The organism is Paenibacillus sp. FJAT-26967 (genome assembly GCF_001541095.1).
GTDB lineage: Bacteria > Bacillota > Bacilli > Paenibacillales > NBRC-103111 > Paenibacillus_F.
In genome coordinates this window covers 728817-746401 of the sequence record NZ_LMXH01000001.1, presented here as the reverse complement: position 1 = coordinate 746401, position 17585 = coordinate 728817, and the positions used below count along the sequence as shown (strand labels likewise).

Sequence of the window (17585 nt, the reverse complement as noted above, 5' to 3'; positions counted from 1 at the left end):
TGGGTTCTACAAAGTTAACCTTGTACTTTATCCTTCGTCAGACGCATGAACTCCTCGACATCGGAGATAACGGTGTCCACGGCACGTTGCCAGAATTCCGGCTGTGTCAGATCCGCGCCCAGATGTTTGCTTGCCAGCTCTTCAACCGTCATACTGCCGGTGTCGCGGAGCAGCGCGGCATATTTGTCTTCGAATGCTGCCCCTTCTTCCAGAGCACGGGCATAAATTCCGGCGCTGAATAAGAACCCGAACGTATACGGGAAATTATAGAACGGAACATCCGTTGAATAGAAATGAAGCTTGGCTGCCCAGAAATGCGGGTGATAGGAACTAAGCGAGTCCTGGAAAGCTTCTTTCTGGGCACTCACCATGAGTTCATTCAGGCGATCCACACTTACGAGCCCTTTGCGACGTTCGTCATAAAAGTTCGTCTCAAAAATAAAGCGGGCATGAATGTTCATAAAGAAGGCGACTGCCCGCTGAATTTTATCTTCGAGCAGGACGATTCGCTCCTCATCGTTTGCCGCCGCTTTAACAGCCGCATCTGAGACGATCAGCTCGGCGAATGTAGAAGCCGTCTCTGCTACGTTCATCGCATACTCCTGAGCCAGTGCAGGCATATCGTCCATCAAGTATTGATGATAGCCGTGACCAAGCTCGTGGGCCAGTGTAGATAAATTGTTAAGCGTACCGCTGTATGTCATGAAAATCCGGGTCTGCTTGGCAAGCGGAAAAGAGGTACAGAACCCTCCGGGACGTTTGCCTGCCCGATCCTCGGCCTCGATCCAGCGGTTATCGAAGGCAAGCTTGGCAAATTCAGCTAAACGCGGACTGAAATTGCGGAACTGCTCCACAATCAGCTCAGCTCCCTCATCGTAGCTGACTGTTTTGGTTCCGCCCTCTAACGGAGCTTCCACATCAGCCCATGCCAGCTTCTCTAGACCAAGGAGTTTCGCCTTGCGGTTTAAATAATTAACAAAAATGCCTTTGCTGCGGTCGATAACGTCCCACATGGTATCGAGTGTCTGCTTGGACATGCGGTTGATTTCAAGCGGTTCTTTATGTACGGAATCCCAGCCGCGCTGTTTGTACACCTGAAGCCGGAAACCGGCAAGGTGATTGAGCGCTTCTGCGGCAAAATCAGCCTGCTCCGCCCAAGCTTGCTCCCACTGCTCAAACCGTTCGGTTCGCTTCGCGAAATCAGAGGTATGCAGCTTGTTATAGGCTTGACCGGCGGATAATTCTTGACGCTCTCCGTTCTCCTCTACAACCATCCTGAACTTGCTTATAGTCGTGTTGTAGAGATCATTCCAGCCGTGATAGCCATCCACGGCCAAATCGCTGATCAGCGCTTCCTGCTCGGGTGGAAGCTTCTCCTTCGCCTGCACTCTGCGTTCATTGAGTGCAAACGCGACCTCGTTCAGCGGCTTTGTCTCCAGCAAGGTCTTCCATACGTCGTCCTGAGTGCCTGTAAGAATCGGGTCCAGCCTGGTTAGGGAGGACAAGAAATCGGCGTACAGGCTCTTGACCTTACCGCCTAGTTGTACAGCTTTCTTATCATGCTGATTATCCGCTGCCAGGCACCCCACGAAGGAATCCGCCTCACGGACCCGCTTCAGGATTCCCTGGTACAAGTCTACAAGAGCCTGCAGCCCGGAGGCATCCTCAGCCGATTGAGGCGAAGCCGCGGAATCCAACCGGTTGCGGAAAAGTTGAATATCCTCTCCGAGCTGTTCCAAGAACGCGGCAAACTGCGGAGAATCGCTGCCGCCCGGAAAAAAAACATCCAAATCCCAAGTTTGGTTCAGGGTTTTGTGCACCGTAATCTCACCTTTCCGAATTAGAGAATAAAGCGTAATCTGCTACTTGTCCATTAAACCATAAACAGGATTTAAACAAAAGAAAGGGTCTTCCCTCTTATTGTTAGAGAGCCTGCAATAGGATACAGTAAAAGCGAGGGACGGTTTTCACAGCAATTGCTTCTCCAGCCTAACTATGCTATCAATAGATACAAAGAACTATTTTCTCAAGGAAAGGATAGGTCTAATGAAACCTTTAAATATTTCCGCAGATACTGCCGTTAAGCTAGCTGAACATCTGGGTGTACCGCTCGAACACTTGATGCACATGCCGCAGCACATTCTGCTGCAGAAATTGGCTGAATTAGCCTCTGCCAAGACCGAAGAAGCCAAATCATCCGATCGAACCGAAGAAAGCGACTAAACACGTGATTCCTTTTAATCATACATGGCCCTATGAAACCGTTATGAAAGATATCTATGTATCCGAATGTCCTTTTTGCGGCCAATCGAACGTACTCCTGCCTCTGAGGACCAAAGATTTACTTCCCATTCATGAAGGCAGAAAGAAGCTGCTCGTATTCCCCTGCTGCCATGAGAAAGTCACGATTGTGGATACGGACCAGGATTATTTGCTCGCAGATCGGCCATTCAGACGACGGTAAGAATGGAGCCAGCCATTGCAAGAGCAAGGAGTGGTTCCGCTTGAGTGAATATCCGGTTGCCCTCATCATTGCCTGTACACTGGTCACACTCCGCTATATGGCGCTTAAAATCCAACATATGCGCCTGTTCGAACATATGAACAAATCGCAACACCAATTCTTACGGGAGCCGCTTGCATTCTCTTGATGCAGCAACCGCTCCCGGCAGAGTTCGGCGTCGTAGATCTCCGCTATCTGCCCAGTTATGGACGTCTCCGCTAAGGGTTGACTACGGCTCTTTTGTCACCCTGCTACCCGGTGCTTACAGCGGATGGACTGCGGATCTCTGGTTCTTCCAGGCTCTGCTGAATCTGGTTGTCCCTGCAGTGCTGGGGACATTTACAGGGAGATCAGCTGCTGAGGGAAGCAGGCGGCATGCTCCTAAGCTCTCTCCATACACAGGATTATATTGCGCGACGGCGGGGAAGAATTCGTCTTGATGAGTACTGAAACGGACACGGAACGGCTTCAAGCTTATGCAGAGCCCATGATTGCCCTGATCTCGTCCCACCCGTTCCCGCATGCCGGCGAAACGCCTGTCACGATATCAATCGGCATGACCATCGCTGAAGAGACCGGACTTGATCTGCAGAGTCTCATTAATGAAGCCGACCAGGCTCTCTACACGTCGAAGAATAACGGCAAGAATCGCTGCACAACGTTTGACAGGATAAGCTGCACTTCTGCCGAACAACAACAAAACGCTTATTGAAAAGACCATGCCGGCTGAATGCCTGATCATGAGTGCTTCAATAAGCGTTTTGTTTAGGTAGAAGCTTGATTGACGAAGTGGTGGGCGGGACCCTGCAGACGAGCCAGCATAATTTCTTTCAAATCATCCGGCATTCCGATTTCTTCCGCAGCCTGCTTCATGCAGAAGAGCCAAGCTTCAGCCCGCTCCGGGGTGATCGCGAACGGCATATGGCGGGCACGCATCATCGGATGTCCGTGCTCTTCCGTATAAAGCATAGGTCCTCCGAAGAATTGGGTCAGGAACTGAATTTGCTTCTCCATCACGGGCCGGATATCTTCCGGGAACAAAGGTCCGAGCAGCGGATGCTCCTGCACCCTCGGGTAGAACGCCTCTACAAGCATACGCAGATGCGGCTCTCCGCCTATTAATGCATAAAGGGTTAGCTCGTTGCCAGAAGTCATGTATCTTATCATCCTTTAAGTTCGCCATCTGTCATCTGCAGCCTGCGTTCATGATTCCTGGGGCATGAGGATTGCCAGCCGCTGGAACAGCTGCTCAATATCCTTCCAGATCATCTTCTGCCGCATTGATCAGCGCTTCTCTTATTACGTATACAAAAAAACAAACCAGTAATCCAGAAATAACTCCAGCCATAAGTTTCACTCCCACGGTTACAGGATGAAAACCAGGTTTGGTACCATTGTACCACACGCAAGTTCATATTCCAGTTTTTTTCTCAAAAAAAGTATGCGCTTACAAAGAGAATGATTCCCTTCTTCCTTTCATATACGTTATGGAGGAGGTGTACAACCCCATGTCAAGGCGTTCGTTCATTGTGATGCTGCCTTTAATCACATTTATTCTCGGCCTCCTATTGCTTATGCTGGTTTTCCCAAAAGAGAGCCTGGCAGCAGCCGTACGCGGAGTAGCCATTTGGTGGGATGTGCTTTTTCCTGCCCTCTTCCCGTTTTTTGTAATCTCCGAAGTGCTCCTCGGCTTCGGAATTGTTCACTTCTTCGGTACGATTTTCGATCCCATGATGCGCCCTGTCTTTCGTATTCCGGGCATCGGCGGATTTGTTATGGCCATGGGTTTCGCATCCGGATATCCGGTTGGTGCGAAGCTCACTTCCCAGTTGTGGAAGGAACGGCTCGTGAACCGTGAGGAAGGCGAGCGGCTCGTTTCTTTTACAACAAGTTCCGATCCGATCTTCCTCATCGGAGCTGTATGCGTCGGGTTCTTTCACGACGCTTCCCTAGCCGCCATCATGGCCGCGGCTCACTACGGGGGCGCTGTGCTGGTCGGACTGCTGATGCGCTTCCACGGAAGACATGCCCCTTCCACGCCACCTGTCTCCGCACCAGCGGGATCTAACCGCGTATCTGTCTGGACACGCGCATTCAAAGCCATGCATAAAGCCCGTCTTGAGGATGGCCGGACATTAGGTGTCCTGCTTGCCTACGGGATCAAACAATCCCTCAATCTCGTTTTCCTGCTGGGATGTCTGGTGGTGTTCTTCTCCGTCGTTCTAGAAATGCTTACGGTCAGCGGGATGATCCATGCTTTGAAAGGTATGCTGGGAACGTTCCTCAGCATGATTTATCTTCCTTCTTCTTTAGCGGATCCGCTGATCGGGGGGACGTTCGAAGTAACACTGGGAGCTCAGGCAGCCGGGAATATGAGGGACGCGTCTCTCCTGCCTTTCAAGACGGCGGCAGCGGCTTTCATTTTATCCTGGGGCGGATTATCGGTTCATGCCCAAATTGTCAGTGTACTCAGCCAGACGAATATGCGCTATGCGCCATTTCTGGCAGCACGCTTGCTGCACGGTATTATTGCCTCTGTGCTCGTACTCTTACTATGGAGACCTATGGAGCCTCTGCGTGCCGCCATCACATCTGCTTTACCCGCAAGCGGAATGAGCAGCGCCTATGAACCGGGAGCGGCACTGTGGCTCCGTCTGCTGCCGGCTTCTGCGGCCGTTTTTGCATCTGCTATTTTCATTCTATTCGCGCTTTACTTCCTTCACTCCTTCCTAAAACGGTTATCTTGAATGAATATTCTGTCAATTAAACGAATCAAACTCATACCGAAGCCTCACAGTCATGGAAAAGTTAGGAATTAATACAGGTGAGCATTGTGTTATCTGCTGTAATTGATTATTATGAAAAAGGATGTTTCATTATGAATTATGATTCGACAAACAAATCTGAATGCCGTCGCATGACCGTGGTGATAAGATGAATTGGACATATGCGCTGACTCAACATATTCTCGTTCCGAGAACCGAATGCAAGCTGATCATCGTCGGAGAAACGATGGAAGGTCAGCCGTTTTGCCATGAAGATCGTGTGTTTTTGGAGGAAGCGGACCTTGATGCTTTCTCGGTTTCACTCGAGTTCGAGCTTGTCAATCCTCTTGATCACCTCCAGCGGATCTCTTTTATTGAGTTCTCGTTCCAGGATCAGGGGATTGTTTACTATTCATTCGTTAGCTTTAAAGAGTTGATAACAGAGAGTTCCTCTTGTGTATTGAAATTGCTTTCCCCGCAGGAACTCTATTCTTATCAGAATCGCCGGCACCACCGCAGGCCTCTCCCCTCTTCCACGCCTATTACGTGCAGGGTTGTTGGCGCGCGGCAGCATTTCCATAACGAAACGCCGCTATTCGAAGGTACTATGCTTGAAATTAGCCGCAGTGGAACTTCAATGATAACCGGGCAGCGTCTGGTCCAGTCCCTCATGCTGGAGATTTCTTTCTCTCTCCCTGATGTTCGGGAACCCATTACGCTGAGCGGCGAGGTCAGGAGCAGTATTCCGTTTAGCTGTGAGTCTTTTCGCGTGGGCATTGAGTTCCACGATGTTCCGCCTCAAATTCTGGATCTGATCGATAACTACTGCGAGCAAACATCTTCCTAGGAGGAACCGTGTTGAAATATTTCTTAGTCCAGCGTCAAGATGATGTGTCCGCCCGCTTGGCCGAGCGTTTTCATGAATTGGCAGCGCAGTATGGCATGCAGGTGGATGATAAAGAACCTGAGGTTGTCGTATCTATTGGCGGTGACGGCACAATGCTGATTGCTTTTCATCAGTTTATCGACAAGCTGGACCGGATTTCTTTTGTCGGGATCCATACTGGTCATCTAGGCTTCTTTGCCGATTGGAAGCCCGATCAGCTTGATTATCTCGTTCAGCTTATGCACAGCCGCGAAATTGATCAGGATCTGCGTATTGTCCAATATCCGATCCTGGAAATCGAAATCCGTTCCTCTGAAGGAGTCGAGCGGCGTCTGGCTCTCAATGAATTTACACTCAAAGGGATCGAGAACACCTTAGTAGCACAAGTCGATATTAACGATGAAATGTTCGAAATGTTCCGTGGTGACGGTATTTGCGTATCCACTCCTTCAGGCAGCACCGCATACAATAAAAGTCTTGGCGGAGCAATCGTCCATCCGTCTCTGGCCGCTATACAGATAGCGGAGATTGCCTCCATTAACAATCGTGTATACCGGACTCTCGGATCACCGATGCTGCTGCCTCTGCATCATCATTGCGATATTTATCCGAAATCCAAACATCCTATCTATCTGGCGTTCGATTACCAGTATGTAGAACGTAATGATATCGAGGCGATCCGGTGCCGGGTAAGCCCCGATCTGAAAGTGAAGTTCGCCCGTTACCGTCCGTTCCCTTTCTGGAAAAGGGTCAGAGAGGCGTTTATCGGAAACGATTTCCAATAAATACGGTTATGCGCAGCCTGTTATTTCTACAAGTTATCTCCTATCTTCAAGCCCGTTAATAACGGGCTTATTTTATTTGTCCGCTGACAATTCTTCCGAATAAACGCTGTGCTTTTACAAATACTAAAGACGCAGACCTCAACAACAGAGAGACCGATAAGATTCAAATATGGAATGACAGGGTAATCATCCCTTGTAACATTATACCAACCTTATACAGGTAATAGGAGGCGTTACGAAATGACTGAGAATAACAGACATATGATCGACAGAGAAGGTAATATGGACCCTAACAAAGTCGGAGATGTAATTGACCGGATTGAACCCAGTGAAAAAGATAGAATCCTGAGAAACTTTGACGAATTTAAATCTTACCTCGGCAGCCGTGTCCATGTCGGACAAAGTATCGGCCTCGGAGAAGAACAGCTGGCTGTAACAGCGGAGAAAGTAGCCGGATACTTAGCGGAGCATGAAGAGCCGCGCAACTCCGAAGAGAACCTGCTTAAGGAGCTTTGGAATGTAGGCCGCCAGGAAGAACGTCATGCCCTTGCGCACATGCTCGTTCGTCTTGCGCTTAAAGCGGACAAAGCCAATTAAAGGTCTTAGTTAAACCTCAAGGCATTTATAGGCATCAACCCCCTATCCAACGCGGAATAACCCGCTAATTCATCTTCAACGATGGATTAGCGGGTTATTTGTTGTGGCGCACAAACCTACAGCGATTAATTACTTAGACGAATAATTAAGAAGATTGCGGACCTGTAGGTGCGTTATGGGGGGCTTGTCCCTGATTGGGCTGAGCCGGCTTACCCGAACGGCCCTGTCCTGGAGCGCTTCCGGTTCCAATGGAGGAATTGCCTCCGCCCTGACGAGGAGGTTTACCCTCGGAAGACGCGCGCTCACCGCGCGGTGAATCTCCTCCACGGTTCTGCTGCTCGCCGCGGGGAGGACGGGGAGAACGAGACTTGCCTGGCTTCTGCGAATTATGCCCGTCCTGACGGTTCCCCTCCTGCTGGCGCTGCTGCCTGCCACCCTGGGACGAATGCTCCGCTTTGTCACTCCGTTCACCGCGCTGCTGCTCGGCCTTGCCTTCCTGCTTGGCTTCAGGTCTGCCGCCGCCTTCTTGACGCTCCTGACGCTCATAGCGCTGCTCGCGTGAAGGTCTCTGCCTGTTATCCCGCGGCGGCTCCGCTTCCGAGTCCGCCTTGGAAGCCTGTGGAGATTTGGCGGGCTTAGCCCCGCCTTCTCCCGTTTCCTCTTCAGAAGACAGCTCAGGCGGCTGATGCTTGCCCGGCAGCTTCTCCAGAATGAAATAAGCACATCCGAAATTACAATATTCATTTAAATAGTCTTGAAGATATGCAATGGAAGATTCCTTGGCAGCTTTGGAATGAGATTCGCGGAAAAATCCTCTCAGCCTCAACTGATTATAACCCCAGTCTCCAACAATATAATCGTAGCGTTCAAGGACTTCACTGTAGCGGTCCTTGAATACCTCTTGATTCCATCCGTTGCGGTGTTCGGTCACCAACTCGTAGGCTCTGCCTCCGATGTGAATCATACCTATTCCTCCCCTATGTACCGGTATCGGTCATGGAGCGGACGTCTGCGAGGCAGATCGGACCTGCTCATGCGCATGGTACGAGCTGCGGACGAGCGGGCCGGATTCAACATGTCGGAATCCCCGCTTCATTCCTTCTTCCTTCAACAGAGCGAACTGCTCCGGTGTATAGTACATCTCTACAGCCAAATGTTTTGGAGTCGGCTGCAAATATTGTCCGATTGTCATAATATCGCAGTTGTGTGCGCGGAGATCATCCATCGTGCGCAGAATCTCGTCCCATGTCTCCCCTACACCGATCATAATACTCGATTTAGTCGGAATATCCGGATTCATCTTTTTTGCGCGTGCCAGCAGTTCCAGGGATCGGCTGTATTTAGCCTTGGCACGAACATGATCCGACATTCTTTCCACGGTTTCGATATTGTGATTCAGAATGTCCGGCTTCGCATCCATCACGATACGGAGAGAATCTTCTTCTCCCATAAAGTCAGGGATGAGCACCTCTACGCTGCACAGCGGCATTTTACCGCGGACTGCTTTGATTGTCTCGGCAAAAATCGTAGCGCCGCCGTCCTTCAAATCATCCCTGGCCACCGAGGTGACAACGCAGTGCTGGAGGCCCATTTGCGCGGCAGCGTCTGCCACGCGTTCCGGCTCTTGAAGATCCAGCTCCGTCGGAAGGCCGGTCTTAACGGCACAGAAACGGCAAGCCCTTGTACAAATATCGCCCAGAATCATGAAAGTGGCGGTACGGTTCGCCCAACATTCATGAATATTCGGGCATTTGGCTTCTTCACATACGGTATGAAGGGTCTTAGATCGCATCATATTCTTGATATCTTTAAAATTATCATCCGTATTCAATTTTATTTTCAGCCATTCCGGCTTACGCTGCTGCTGTTTCGTTGCCATCTCATGCTCCACCTTCTATTCGCTCGCGCCGCTTGCGGCCTGCGGTTTCTTTAGACGGTCCAATTCAGGCTCCGGGCGCGGCATTGTAATCCAGCATCAACCGGAGGCCCGGTATCGAAGCCGAGCTTTTTTTATTATAGCACGAATGCCAAAACAATCCACGCCGCTTTTCAATCCTTGCAGATGGCAGGAGTTCTCTGCTCTTCCCCGGATAAAAAACGGCCTGATCTGCGCATCCTATGTTCATTATCCCCAAAAAGAGGGTGGTTGGATGAAAAGAGCAACACGGCGCAATCACCGCTGGCTGGCAGGCTGTATGGTGCTTTGTCTGCTTGCCCTGCCGAATACGTCCGCGGCGGCCGGCGAGTCCAAAGTACCTGAAGCTGATACCCCGCGCAACGCCGATGCCGTACGTAAAGATTTAATGCAGAAGGTAGGGGAGATCACAGGCATCCCCTGGACGCTGCTCGCGGCAGTGGACCGGTATGAACATACGCTCAACAAGAGCGCGAAGAAACCTCCTCCCGCAAACAGGCTGATCGGTATAGATTTCACCGAATTAACCTGGGTAGGGATGATGAACCCGGATCATGAAGATACGGATCCCGGCAGTATCGCATTCTTCGGAGGAGTAGGCAAGGATGGTTCAGGCGACGGCCTGGCCGACCGTTCTAACGACCTCGACCGATTGGCATCCATGGCCACACTGATGCTTCGCAAAGGCAGGACTCCCGAGGACATACGCATTTCCCTGTGGGATTACTACAATAATACACGCAGTGTCCAGCGCATTGATCAATTCACAGCTATCTATGAAAAATTCGGCACTCTCAGTCTCCATCAGCATGCTTTTCCCCTTCCGCTTAAAGCTCAATACTCTTACCGCAGCACGTGGGGGGCCAGCAGAGGATGGGGAGGCTTTCGCATTCATGAGGGAACCGACTTATTCGCCGGATATGGAGTGCCCGTCCGAAGCACGGCTTACGGATATATTGAAGTGAAAGGCTGGAACCCTTACGGCGGATGGAGAGTCGGTATCCGGGACCTGGATAATGTCTATCATTACTACGCGCACCTCTCCGGCTTTGATAAAAAGCTTCAGGAAGGGGATGTCGTGGAGCCCGGCCAAGTTATCGGCTGGGTGGGCAGTTCCGGCTACGGAAAGCCCGGCACATCCGGTAAATTTCCCCCTCACCTTCATTTCGGCATGTATAAGGACAGAGGCTTGACTGACTGGCCTTTCGACCCTTATCCGTCCTTAAAAAAATATGAAAACGAGGACCGTAAAAAGCAGAAGCCTACCCGCAAATAATGCACAAGAATAGTTATCGCGGGCAAGCTCAGCACATCATCTGCTTCATATTGAGGGCCCTGTTCCGCAGCCGACAAAGACCGCCTCAGTTAGACATGGAGGCGGTCTTTGTTCTTAGGGTTCTGCCGGGTTCTGCCGGCCTCTGCGCCCTCAGAGGTGCAGTGCTGGGATTTACTTCACATTGAGTGCAGCGCAGCTTACTCCTTTTTCACGTCCGGCAGGGATTCCTCCGTCTTCGTTGCCCCCTCGGAGTCGTTCTCCGGACGGGTGGTCCCGGTGCTTCCCGGCGCGGCCGGCTGCTTCATATTCGGCAGCGAAATATTCGGAGGCACCGCATCCTTGTTGGCCCCTACGGGGTTGCCTTTGTTATCGAAGTAATACATGGGCACGTCGCCTACAACAAGAGAATACGAAATCGGAATTTCCGTTTCGACAATCTCCGGCTCGGAATCAAACGGAATAATGACTGACACTTCTGCCACAATACGTATATAGACTTCAACTAAGATCATATTGATTCCCGCATTCTCATGCCGTGTGCTCAGATCTACTTTAACCGCCCCGGCAGGTGTCAGCCGGATCGGAATTTTCGGTCCGAACGATGCCAGAATAGCACTTCCCATCGCCTGCCCCAGCGGAATGTGTTCCGGCAGCTCCTTCAGACTGTCCAGCTGCTGCTGTACAGCGCTGCGCGTCTCGGATGTAATCCGCATATGCTCGGAATAATTGAGCAGGAATCCCGTCACTTTACCGCCGCTGTCGGTTTTCCAATCAATCAGCTTCTCGAAATTCGTCCCTTTGGAAACCCGGTCCGAGATTGCTTCATTGATGGATTCCGTTGCCATCTGCTTCACCCGGACTTTGGCCAGGTTCATAAGAGGCGGCTTCAGATTCCGTTCGATCATAATCATCGACTGCAGCGAGATCAGCATGAAAATGAGCAGCGCGATGAACAGCCTTTTTTTCCAGCCTTGCTTGCCGGTAGGTTTGCTCCTCCATCTTCGCCGGATCATCCCCGTTCCTCCCCCGTCCTGCGGCATTATTATTACCGTATGCGGGCCCGGACCGAAAAAGAAGACAAACCGCCGTCAGAAGACGAAGCTGCTGTTCTTAAAGAAGCCGGACAGCGTGCTTCCATTGTTCGAAAGTAAACCGATGTGTTACAATCACATCAAACTAGGTACGGTAAATTGGAGGCAGCTATGCTAAGCTTTGATCAAAAAATCGCGATTCTCGAGTCTTTTCCCGAACTGCAGCGGAAGAACGTTTCCCTCGGGCGTGTAAATTTTCACTACGAAGAAAGTGCCCATGATAAAAAAACCGTTGCCTATCATGTTCACCCCAACGGCAACGGTTATATCTATGCCGCCCTTATCCCGGATTGTCCTGCCGACGATAAAGGCATGGTCAACATCCGGGACTATTCGGAAGACCAGCTTCGCTCCCTCGTAGAGCGGTCCATTCGTTCTTTGTCCGGTACAGCGGCACAGGCTATCGAAGCCGGGGCGGCTCCTTCTGCTGCGGCTAATGAGTCTAAGAACGAACAGTTGTGGCAAGGCCCAGGCAATCAGACGCTTACTCTCCGCATGGAAGATGACTTATGGTTCGTGTATGCCGGACTAAATCTCGATTCGGTATTCGAATCTTTGGAAGAAGCCGAGGAATATTTGAACGAAGAAGGATTCGCTCCCGCCCTGTAAAGCTGCGCACCGGTCCTTGGGCAAGTGCGGACGCACCATCATGCCCGGAATAAGAAAAGGCAGTTCCCGCCAATGTGGAACTGCCTTTTCTTATTCCTATAAAACCTTCAAACTTCTTTCAGAAGAATGATTCCGGCTCTCAGATCTCCAGACCATTCTCTATAGCATTTCTAATAAACTGGATCGCTTCTGCACGCGTAAGCGTATCCTGGCCGGCATAACCTTCGACAGTCGCGCCATTCTTGCCTGAGGAATAACTCATGTCCAGCAAATACTGGACCGCTTGATCACCAAGCACATCTGCTCCGTCCGCTTTGGCCATAATCTCTGCGACCGATTGGCGGGTAATGAATCTGCTCTTGGCATCCGTGCTCGTATCGCCAAGCACCGGATAGTTGCGCTCTGCAGCAAACTCATAGTAGGCATCCGACCAGCGGACAGCCTGGTCTCCAAGCTCATCTTCTACGCCAAAAGCAGCCAGAAACATCTTGAGGAACTCTTCTTCCGAGACATTGCTATCCGGCCGGAAAGTTCCGTCCGGGTAGCCGGAAGATATTTCCCAGGCTTTGGCCCATGCAATCGCATTTTCCGCCCAATGTCCGCTTACATCAGTGAAAGCAGGCGCTGCGGGGTCAGTGGAAGGATCAACTGGAGCCGGCTCTTCCAGACGGGTTTTGCCGGTTCCGTCCCGTTTGATTTTGGTATAGATGAAATCATAGGATTCCGGGTCCATGTCGTAATAGTAAATCCATTCCTCATCGACGGATTCGAGGAAAGATTCCTCATCCGAAATTTTGATTTTGCCGGAGCCATCCAACCGGATGACGTATGAGGCACTGCTCCCGCTCTCTTTTTCTTTGGATCCCGTGTATAGAAGAAGATCATCTTCGATTTGAAGGGTTCCGTACAGGATATTGCTGTATTCATCGGCCAGTCGGGTCTTGCCTGTTCCGTCTGTTTTCACCCGGTAGAGGTGTTCATCGGCTGCGTTGATGTAATAAATCCATCCATCCTTGCCTGCCAGCAGAATGGCGCTATCCTCTGTAAAAGAGGATAGCTCCGTGCCATCCGCTTTCATTCTCATCAGCTTGTTTCCTTCATACTTATCGGTTCCTTCATAGGCACTGTAAACGATCCAATCGCCCTCGACAGCCATCGTATAGATCTTCTCTCGGGAGATCTGCTCCTTGCCGGTTCCGTCCTTTTTGATTCGCATCATATAACTGGGCATCATACCGTCGCCACCCATAAAATCAAGCGGAGCTATAACGGTATAATACACCCAGTCCCCCGTTACATAGATGTCCCCTGTTGTCCACTCGTCCGTAAGTTTAACAACTTCTCCCGTTGCTTCATTCTCTTTGTAAATGCCGCTTTCGGAATCCCCTTCGTCCGCATAACCGTTCAGGTTGTAGTACTCCCATCCGCTGGAGCTGATAATGGAAGCCTGAGCTTCCTGTGCCGGCAAGGCTGCGGTTCCGATCGTAACAGCCAGAGCGGCAGGCAGAATCATTTTCATCCATTTTTTCATGTTCGCATTCCCCTTGTTCGTATGTAGGTAACAGGCACGTATTGTGCCCTACTTGCATTGTACTTGGTATTAGCTTTTTTGGGGATAAAAAAAGTAAAAATCAGCAGCGCAATATCCTCAACTCTCCAGCCAAACAGCTGCTTGTCCACCTGCTCGAAGTTGTATATGTCAGGTTTTCCTGCAAGAATGTCAAATAAAAAGAGCCTGCCCCCGGCAAGCTCTCTTATCGTATATTTATCCTTTGACTGCTCCCATGGTGGCTCCTTCCATAATAAGCCGCTGAAACAGAACGAAAATAATGATGGACGGGATCATGGCAATCGTAACGCCTGCAAATAATGTGACCCAATCGGCGCTGAACTCCATTAATTTGTTAGCCTGATACATTTGAACGGCGATCGGATATTTGTCCGGATCACTCAAATATATGAACGGTCCCATGAAATTATTGTAGTACCCCATGAATTTGAAAATAGCTACGGTCACAATACCGGGTGTGGAGAGAGGTACAATGACACGCCAGAAGATTTGAAACAAGGAAGCCCCATCCATGGTGGCGCTCTCCTCCAGATCCTTAGGCAAGGATTTCATAAATCCTCCGAGGAGCATCAAGTAAAACACGCTTTCGCCCAGACTCGACAGAATGATCAAGCCGGTTAAGCTGTTCGTCAAGCCGAGCTCACGCATCACGACATATTGGGGAACGAGTGCATTAACCCCCGGCAGGAACAAAGACAGCATAATCAGACTCCAGATCAGATTTCTGCCTTTAAACTGCATCCGGGTCAGCGCATACGCATTAATCGTGGTAAAGAACAGAGAGACAATCAGGCTTCCCCCGACATAATACAGAGTGTTAAGCAGAGCGCGTCCGAAGCCGTATTCATTCCATGCATTGGAGTAGTTCTGCCACTGAATTTGGCTGGGAAGCGCCCATATATTTTGAAAAAATTCAGGATTGGTCTTGAGGGATTCATAGATGACCCAAACCAAGGGAAACAGAATGCAAAGCGCCCACCCATACAACACAGCACGCCAGAGCAAGTCGGCAAACGTCCGTTTTTCAGTCAAATTGTATCGCTCCTTGAAACTAAAGAGTAATTAAAACTCAACACCGCGATTAGGCACGAACTTATCCATGAGCAGTTTCGCCGTCACCAGGATAACAAACAAAATCATTCCGACGGCAGAAGCATAGCCGTAGTTGTGGTACTCGTTGCCGAACGCAAGGTTAAACATATACAAGCCGATAATATCCGTTGCACCGGAAGGACCGCCGTTAGTGAGAATAAGCACCATTTCAAAACCTTTCAGCGTTCCTACAATCAGGAACAAGGCACTTACCCGCACGACCGGCATAACCAGCGGCATTGTAATTTTGAACAGCCTCGTCATATGTCCTGCACCTTCGAGCATCGCCGCTTCATACAGCGACTTCGGGATCGCCATCATGGCGTTCGCGAATACGATCGCGTATAAGCCGACTCCTCCCCATACCCACGGAGGAATAAGCGCCCACAATGCGGTTCGCTCGTCTCCAAGCCAGTAGAAGTTATCCAGATTCAGGCCGGTCAGACTGAGCAATTCATTCAACAGTCCGTAAGAACCGTCGTAAATAAAGGCCCATAGCAGGGCAACGACGACCGTGGACAATACATTCGGAAAAAAGAACAGAATCTTGAGAAAGCCGCTCTCTTTGTAGCCCTTGTTCGTTATTAAGTAAGCCAGCAGCAGCGAAATAAGAACTACAAGAACCGGGATGAACAGCATAAGAAGCAGATTGTGCCAGAGTGCCCGCCATACGAACGGGTCCTGGAAGGCACTGACGAAATTATCGAATCCGACGAAAGTCGAATCCGTAAGCCCGTCCCAGTCTAACAGGGAATAGTAGACAGATAGAATATTCGGGAATAGGGTCAGAACAAGATACCCTCCGAAGGGCGGGACGATAGCCAGCAGCAGAAAAATCGCTTTTTGAGTTGCGGCTTTGTCCAGGCCGAGTTTCTGCATCGCAGTCCGTTTGGCCGGTACGGTAGTGGACATTAACATTCACGACTCCTCTCGCAAAAGGAAAGCAAGGGGAATCTCCGTCCCCCTGCTGACTCCGCTTTACTTTTTCATCTTATCGAGCGATTTCTTCAGCAGTTCCTCTGCTTGCTGGAGGACCGGAAGCGGATCCTGCTTGCCCAGGAAGATCTTCGTCGTCGCTTCATCAATCAGCTTCGTCGCCTGCTTATAAGAAGGATCCGAAATCGATACGGACCGGCTTGCCTTGTAGGCGCGGGCCTTATTCTCTTTGATGTACTTAAGCACGGCACGGGCCGAACTTTGCAGCTTCTCCGCACGCTCGGGATTCTCAACGAGATCTTTGCGCAGAGGCAGAGCGCCGGCTTTTTCCGCTGTAAACTGCTGCACGTCCAGCGTCATTTGCCAGAGGATAAATTCACGCGCCCACTTCTTGTTCAGGTCCGGTTTGCCCGCCCAGATGAAGTTTCCGTTGGTTGTGCCGCTTCGTACCCAGATCGTCTGGTCTGACTTCTCTACAAAAGGAACCGCCATATAGCCCCACTCAAAATCAGCAGGTGCTGATTTCTTCATTTCGTTCTCTACGTGGCTGCCGGTTGAAACCATTGCCGCTTCACCCTGAATCACCTGCATTTGGGACTGGGTATGGGTCAGGGCCGGCAAACCTTCAGGGAAGTAACCCTTCTTGCCAAGCTCATAGATCCGGTTCCATCTCTCGATACTTTCCGGGCTGAGATACTCCGGCAGTGTGTAGTTTTGATAGTTCTTGTTAAAGGCATCGAACGTCCCTTTGGCATCCGCCAGTTCAAACAGCTTGCTTGTGCCGAAAGCCCAGTCAAAATAATTCGGATAGACGCCCGGGAAGGTAACCGGGATAACCCCGTCCGATTTGATATCGGCCAGCAGACTGTTGAATTCGCCCCATGTCTTCGGATTCTGGTTCCAGCCGTTCTTCTCGAACAGTTTCTTGTTAAAGAAAAGCCCGCCGAAACTTCCCGAAGTCGAAATTTCATACGTCTTGCCGTCCACCCGGTTAGCGGATTCGAAAAATCCGTCCATCAGACTGTCTTTTACCGTTTTGTCCGGCAAGTCGGGCAGTTTACGCTCCCACAGATCATCCAGCGGCTCCAGCTTCCCTGCTTTGGCTAATGCCACAATGCCGCCGGAAGGTTCGCGGTTGAACAAGTCGAACATATCGTCATCTTTGCCGGCAGACATTTTGGTAGACAAAATGTTCGCAATATCCGGCGAAGCCGTCATATCAATCTTTACATTCGGGTACTTCTCGGTGAACGTCTTGATCGCGTAATCCATATATTCACGCCCGAGTCCGCCTTGGAAAAAGCCATACTTAAGCGTTACCTGCTGGTCTTTGGGCAGGCCGTTCTCATACACTTCCGCAGAAGATAACGGTTTGTCCGCTGCCGTTTCTTTGTCGCCGCCGCAGGCGGTAAGGAGCATCGAAGCAGTCACCACCGCCGCTAAACCAAGGGCCGTACTTCTTGATAGGATTGATCTCATAAACATGTCAGCCTCCACATATTAAAATGATGTCATCCGCCTTGAAGGCAGATGATTAGACCCGTTTTCTTGCTTTAGTAA

19 protein-coding genes are annotated in these 17585 nt (G+C 50.5%); 10 read left to right on the top strand and 9 right to left on the bottom strand.

Going from position 1 to position 17585, the window contains the following annotated elements:
- Positions 1-14 precede the first annotated feature (14 nt).
- Positions 15-1820 carry a M3 family oligoendopeptidase gene (locus AR333_RS03230; RefSeq protein ID WP_068773880.1) on the bottom strand — a complete coding sequence of 602 codons (1806 nt, stop codon included), beginning with the start codon at positions 1818-1820 and terminating at the stop codon, positions 15-17.
- 226 nt (positions 1821-2046) lie between these two features.
- Here AR333_RS03230 and AR333_RS24130 point away from each other — a divergent pair, with 226 nt between their 5' ends.
- From AR333_RS24130 to AR333_RS25255, 4 genes are all read left to right on the top strand, one after another.
- Entirely contained in the window at positions 2047-2223 is a 177-nt protein-coding gene (locus AR333_RS24130) for a YycC family protein (protein WP_084783482.1), read from the top strand.
- 4 nt (positions 2224-2227) lie between these two features.
- On the top strand, positions 2228-2464 hold the full coding sequence (locus AR333_RS03225) for a hypothetical protein (protein WP_068773879.1): 237 nt from the start codon (positions 2228-2230) through the stop codon (positions 2462-2464).
- 40 nt (positions 2465-2504) lie between these two features.
- Complete coding sequence (locus AR333_RS25260) at positions 2505-2651, top strand: hypothetical protein (RefSeq protein ID WP_253735703.1); 147 nt, start codon at positions 2505-2507, stop codon at positions 2649-2651.
- Between the two features lie 261 nt (positions 2652-2912).
- Positions 2913-3215 (top strand): GGDEF domain-containing protein, encoded by a 303-nt coding sequence (locus AR333_RS25255; RefSeq protein WP_301336110.1) that lies wholly within the window; start codon positions 2913-2915, stop codon positions 3213-3215.
- Positions 3216-3268: 53 nt separating this feature from the next.
- On the opposite strand, the gene AR333_RS03215 is transcribed toward AR333_RS25255, so the two are convergent.
- Positions 3269-3658, bottom strand: a complete 390-nt coding sequence (locus AR333_RS03215) for a globin (RefSeq protein ID WP_068773877.1) — start codon at positions 3656-3658, stop codon at positions 3269-3271.
- 353 nt (positions 3659-4011) lie between these two features.
- Between AR333_RS03215 and ylbJ the strand changes: the two genes are divergently transcribed.
- The 4 genes from ylbJ (at position 4012) to AR333_RS03195 (ending at position 7536) form a co-directional block, all read left to right on the top strand.
- A complete protein-coding gene (ylbJ, locus tag AR333_RS03210) occupies positions 4012-5250 on the top strand; it encodes a sporulation integral membrane protein YlbJ (RefSeq protein ID WP_068773876.1) in 1239 nt (412 codons plus the stop codon).
- Positions 5251-5437: 187 nt separating this feature from the next.
- Positions 5438-6115 (top strand): PilZ domain-containing protein, encoded by a 678-nt coding sequence (locus AR333_RS03205; protein ID WP_253735702.1) that lies wholly within the window; start codon positions 5438-5440, stop codon positions 6113-6115.
- A gap of 11 nt (positions 6116-6126) precedes the next feature.
- Positions 6127-6939, top strand: a complete 813-nt coding sequence (locus AR333_RS03200; RefSeq protein WP_068773874.1) for an NAD kinase — start codon at positions 6127-6129, stop codon at positions 6937-6939.
- Positions 6940-7179: 240 nt separating this feature from the next.
- Complete coding sequence (locus AR333_RS03195; RefSeq protein ID WP_068773873.1) at positions 7180-7536, top strand: DUF3243 domain-containing protein; 357 nt, start codon at positions 7180-7182, stop codon at positions 7534-7536.
- A gap of 145 nt (positions 7537-7681) precedes the next feature.
- Here the strand turns inward: AR333_RS03195 and AR333_RS03190 are convergent, their stop codons facing one another.
- Both AR333_RS03190 and lipA read right to left on the bottom strand, forming a co-directional pair.
- Positions 7682-8500, bottom strand: a complete 819-nt coding sequence (locus AR333_RS03190) for a YutD family protein (RefSeq protein WP_068773872.1) — start codon at positions 8498-8500, stop codon at positions 7682-7684.
- A 30-nt stretch (positions 8501-8530) separates the two neighbouring features.
- Positions 8531-9415 (bottom strand): lipoyl synthase, encoded by an 885-nt coding sequence (lipA, locus tag AR333_RS03185; protein ID WP_068773871.1) that lies wholly within the window; start codon positions 9413-9415, stop codon positions 8531-8533.
- A gap of 271 nt (positions 9416-9686) precedes the next feature.
- Between lipA and AR333_RS03180 the strand changes: the two genes are divergently transcribed.
- Positions 9687-10727 carry a M23 family metallopeptidase gene (locus AR333_RS03180; RefSeq protein WP_068773870.1) on the top strand — a complete coding sequence of 347 codons (1041 nt, stop codon included), beginning with the start codon at positions 9687-9689 and terminating at the stop codon, positions 10725-10727.
- 197 nt (positions 10728-10924) lie between these two features.
- Here the strand turns inward: AR333_RS03180 and yunB are convergent, their stop codons facing one another.
- Positions 10925-11740 (bottom strand): sporulation protein YunB, encoded by an 816-nt coding sequence (yunB, locus tag AR333_RS03175; RefSeq protein ID WP_068773869.1) that lies wholly within the window; start codon positions 11738-11740, stop codon positions 10925-10927.
- Positions 11741-11929: 189 nt separating this feature from the next.
- Here yunB and AR333_RS03170 point away from each other — a divergent pair, with 189 nt between their 5' ends.
- Positions 11930-12427 (top strand): hypothetical protein, encoded by a 498-nt coding sequence (locus AR333_RS03170; protein WP_068773868.1) that lies wholly within the window; start codon positions 11930-11932, stop codon positions 12425-12427.
- Positions 12428-12566: 139 nt separating this feature from the next.
- Here AR333_RS03170 and AR333_RS03165 read toward each other — a convergent pair whose 3' ends face one another.
- From AR333_RS03165 to AR333_RS03150, 4 genes are all read right to left on the bottom strand, one after another.
- A complete protein-coding gene (locus tag AR333_RS03165; RefSeq protein ID WP_068773867.1) occupies positions 12567-13958 on the bottom strand; it encodes a DUF5050 domain-containing protein in 1392 nt (463 codons plus the stop codon).
- Positions 13959-14192: 234 nt separating this feature from the next.
- On the bottom strand, positions 14193-15029 hold the full coding sequence (locus tag AR333_RS03160; protein ID WP_068773866.1) for a carbohydrate ABC transporter permease: 837 nt from the start codon (positions 15027-15029) through the stop codon (positions 14193-14195).
- Positions 15030-15059: 30 nt separating this feature from the next.
- Positions 15060-16001, bottom strand: a complete 942-nt coding sequence (locus AR333_RS03155) for a carbohydrate ABC transporter permease (RefSeq protein WP_253735701.1) — start codon at positions 15999-16001, stop codon at positions 15060-15062.
- A 66-nt stretch (positions 16002-16067) separates the two neighbouring features.
- Complete coding sequence (locus AR333_RS03150; RefSeq protein ID WP_068775102.1) at positions 16068-17504, bottom strand: ABC transporter substrate-binding protein; 1437 nt, start codon at positions 17502-17504, stop codon at positions 16068-16070.
- Between the last annotated feature and the right edge of the window lie 81 nt (positions 17505-17585).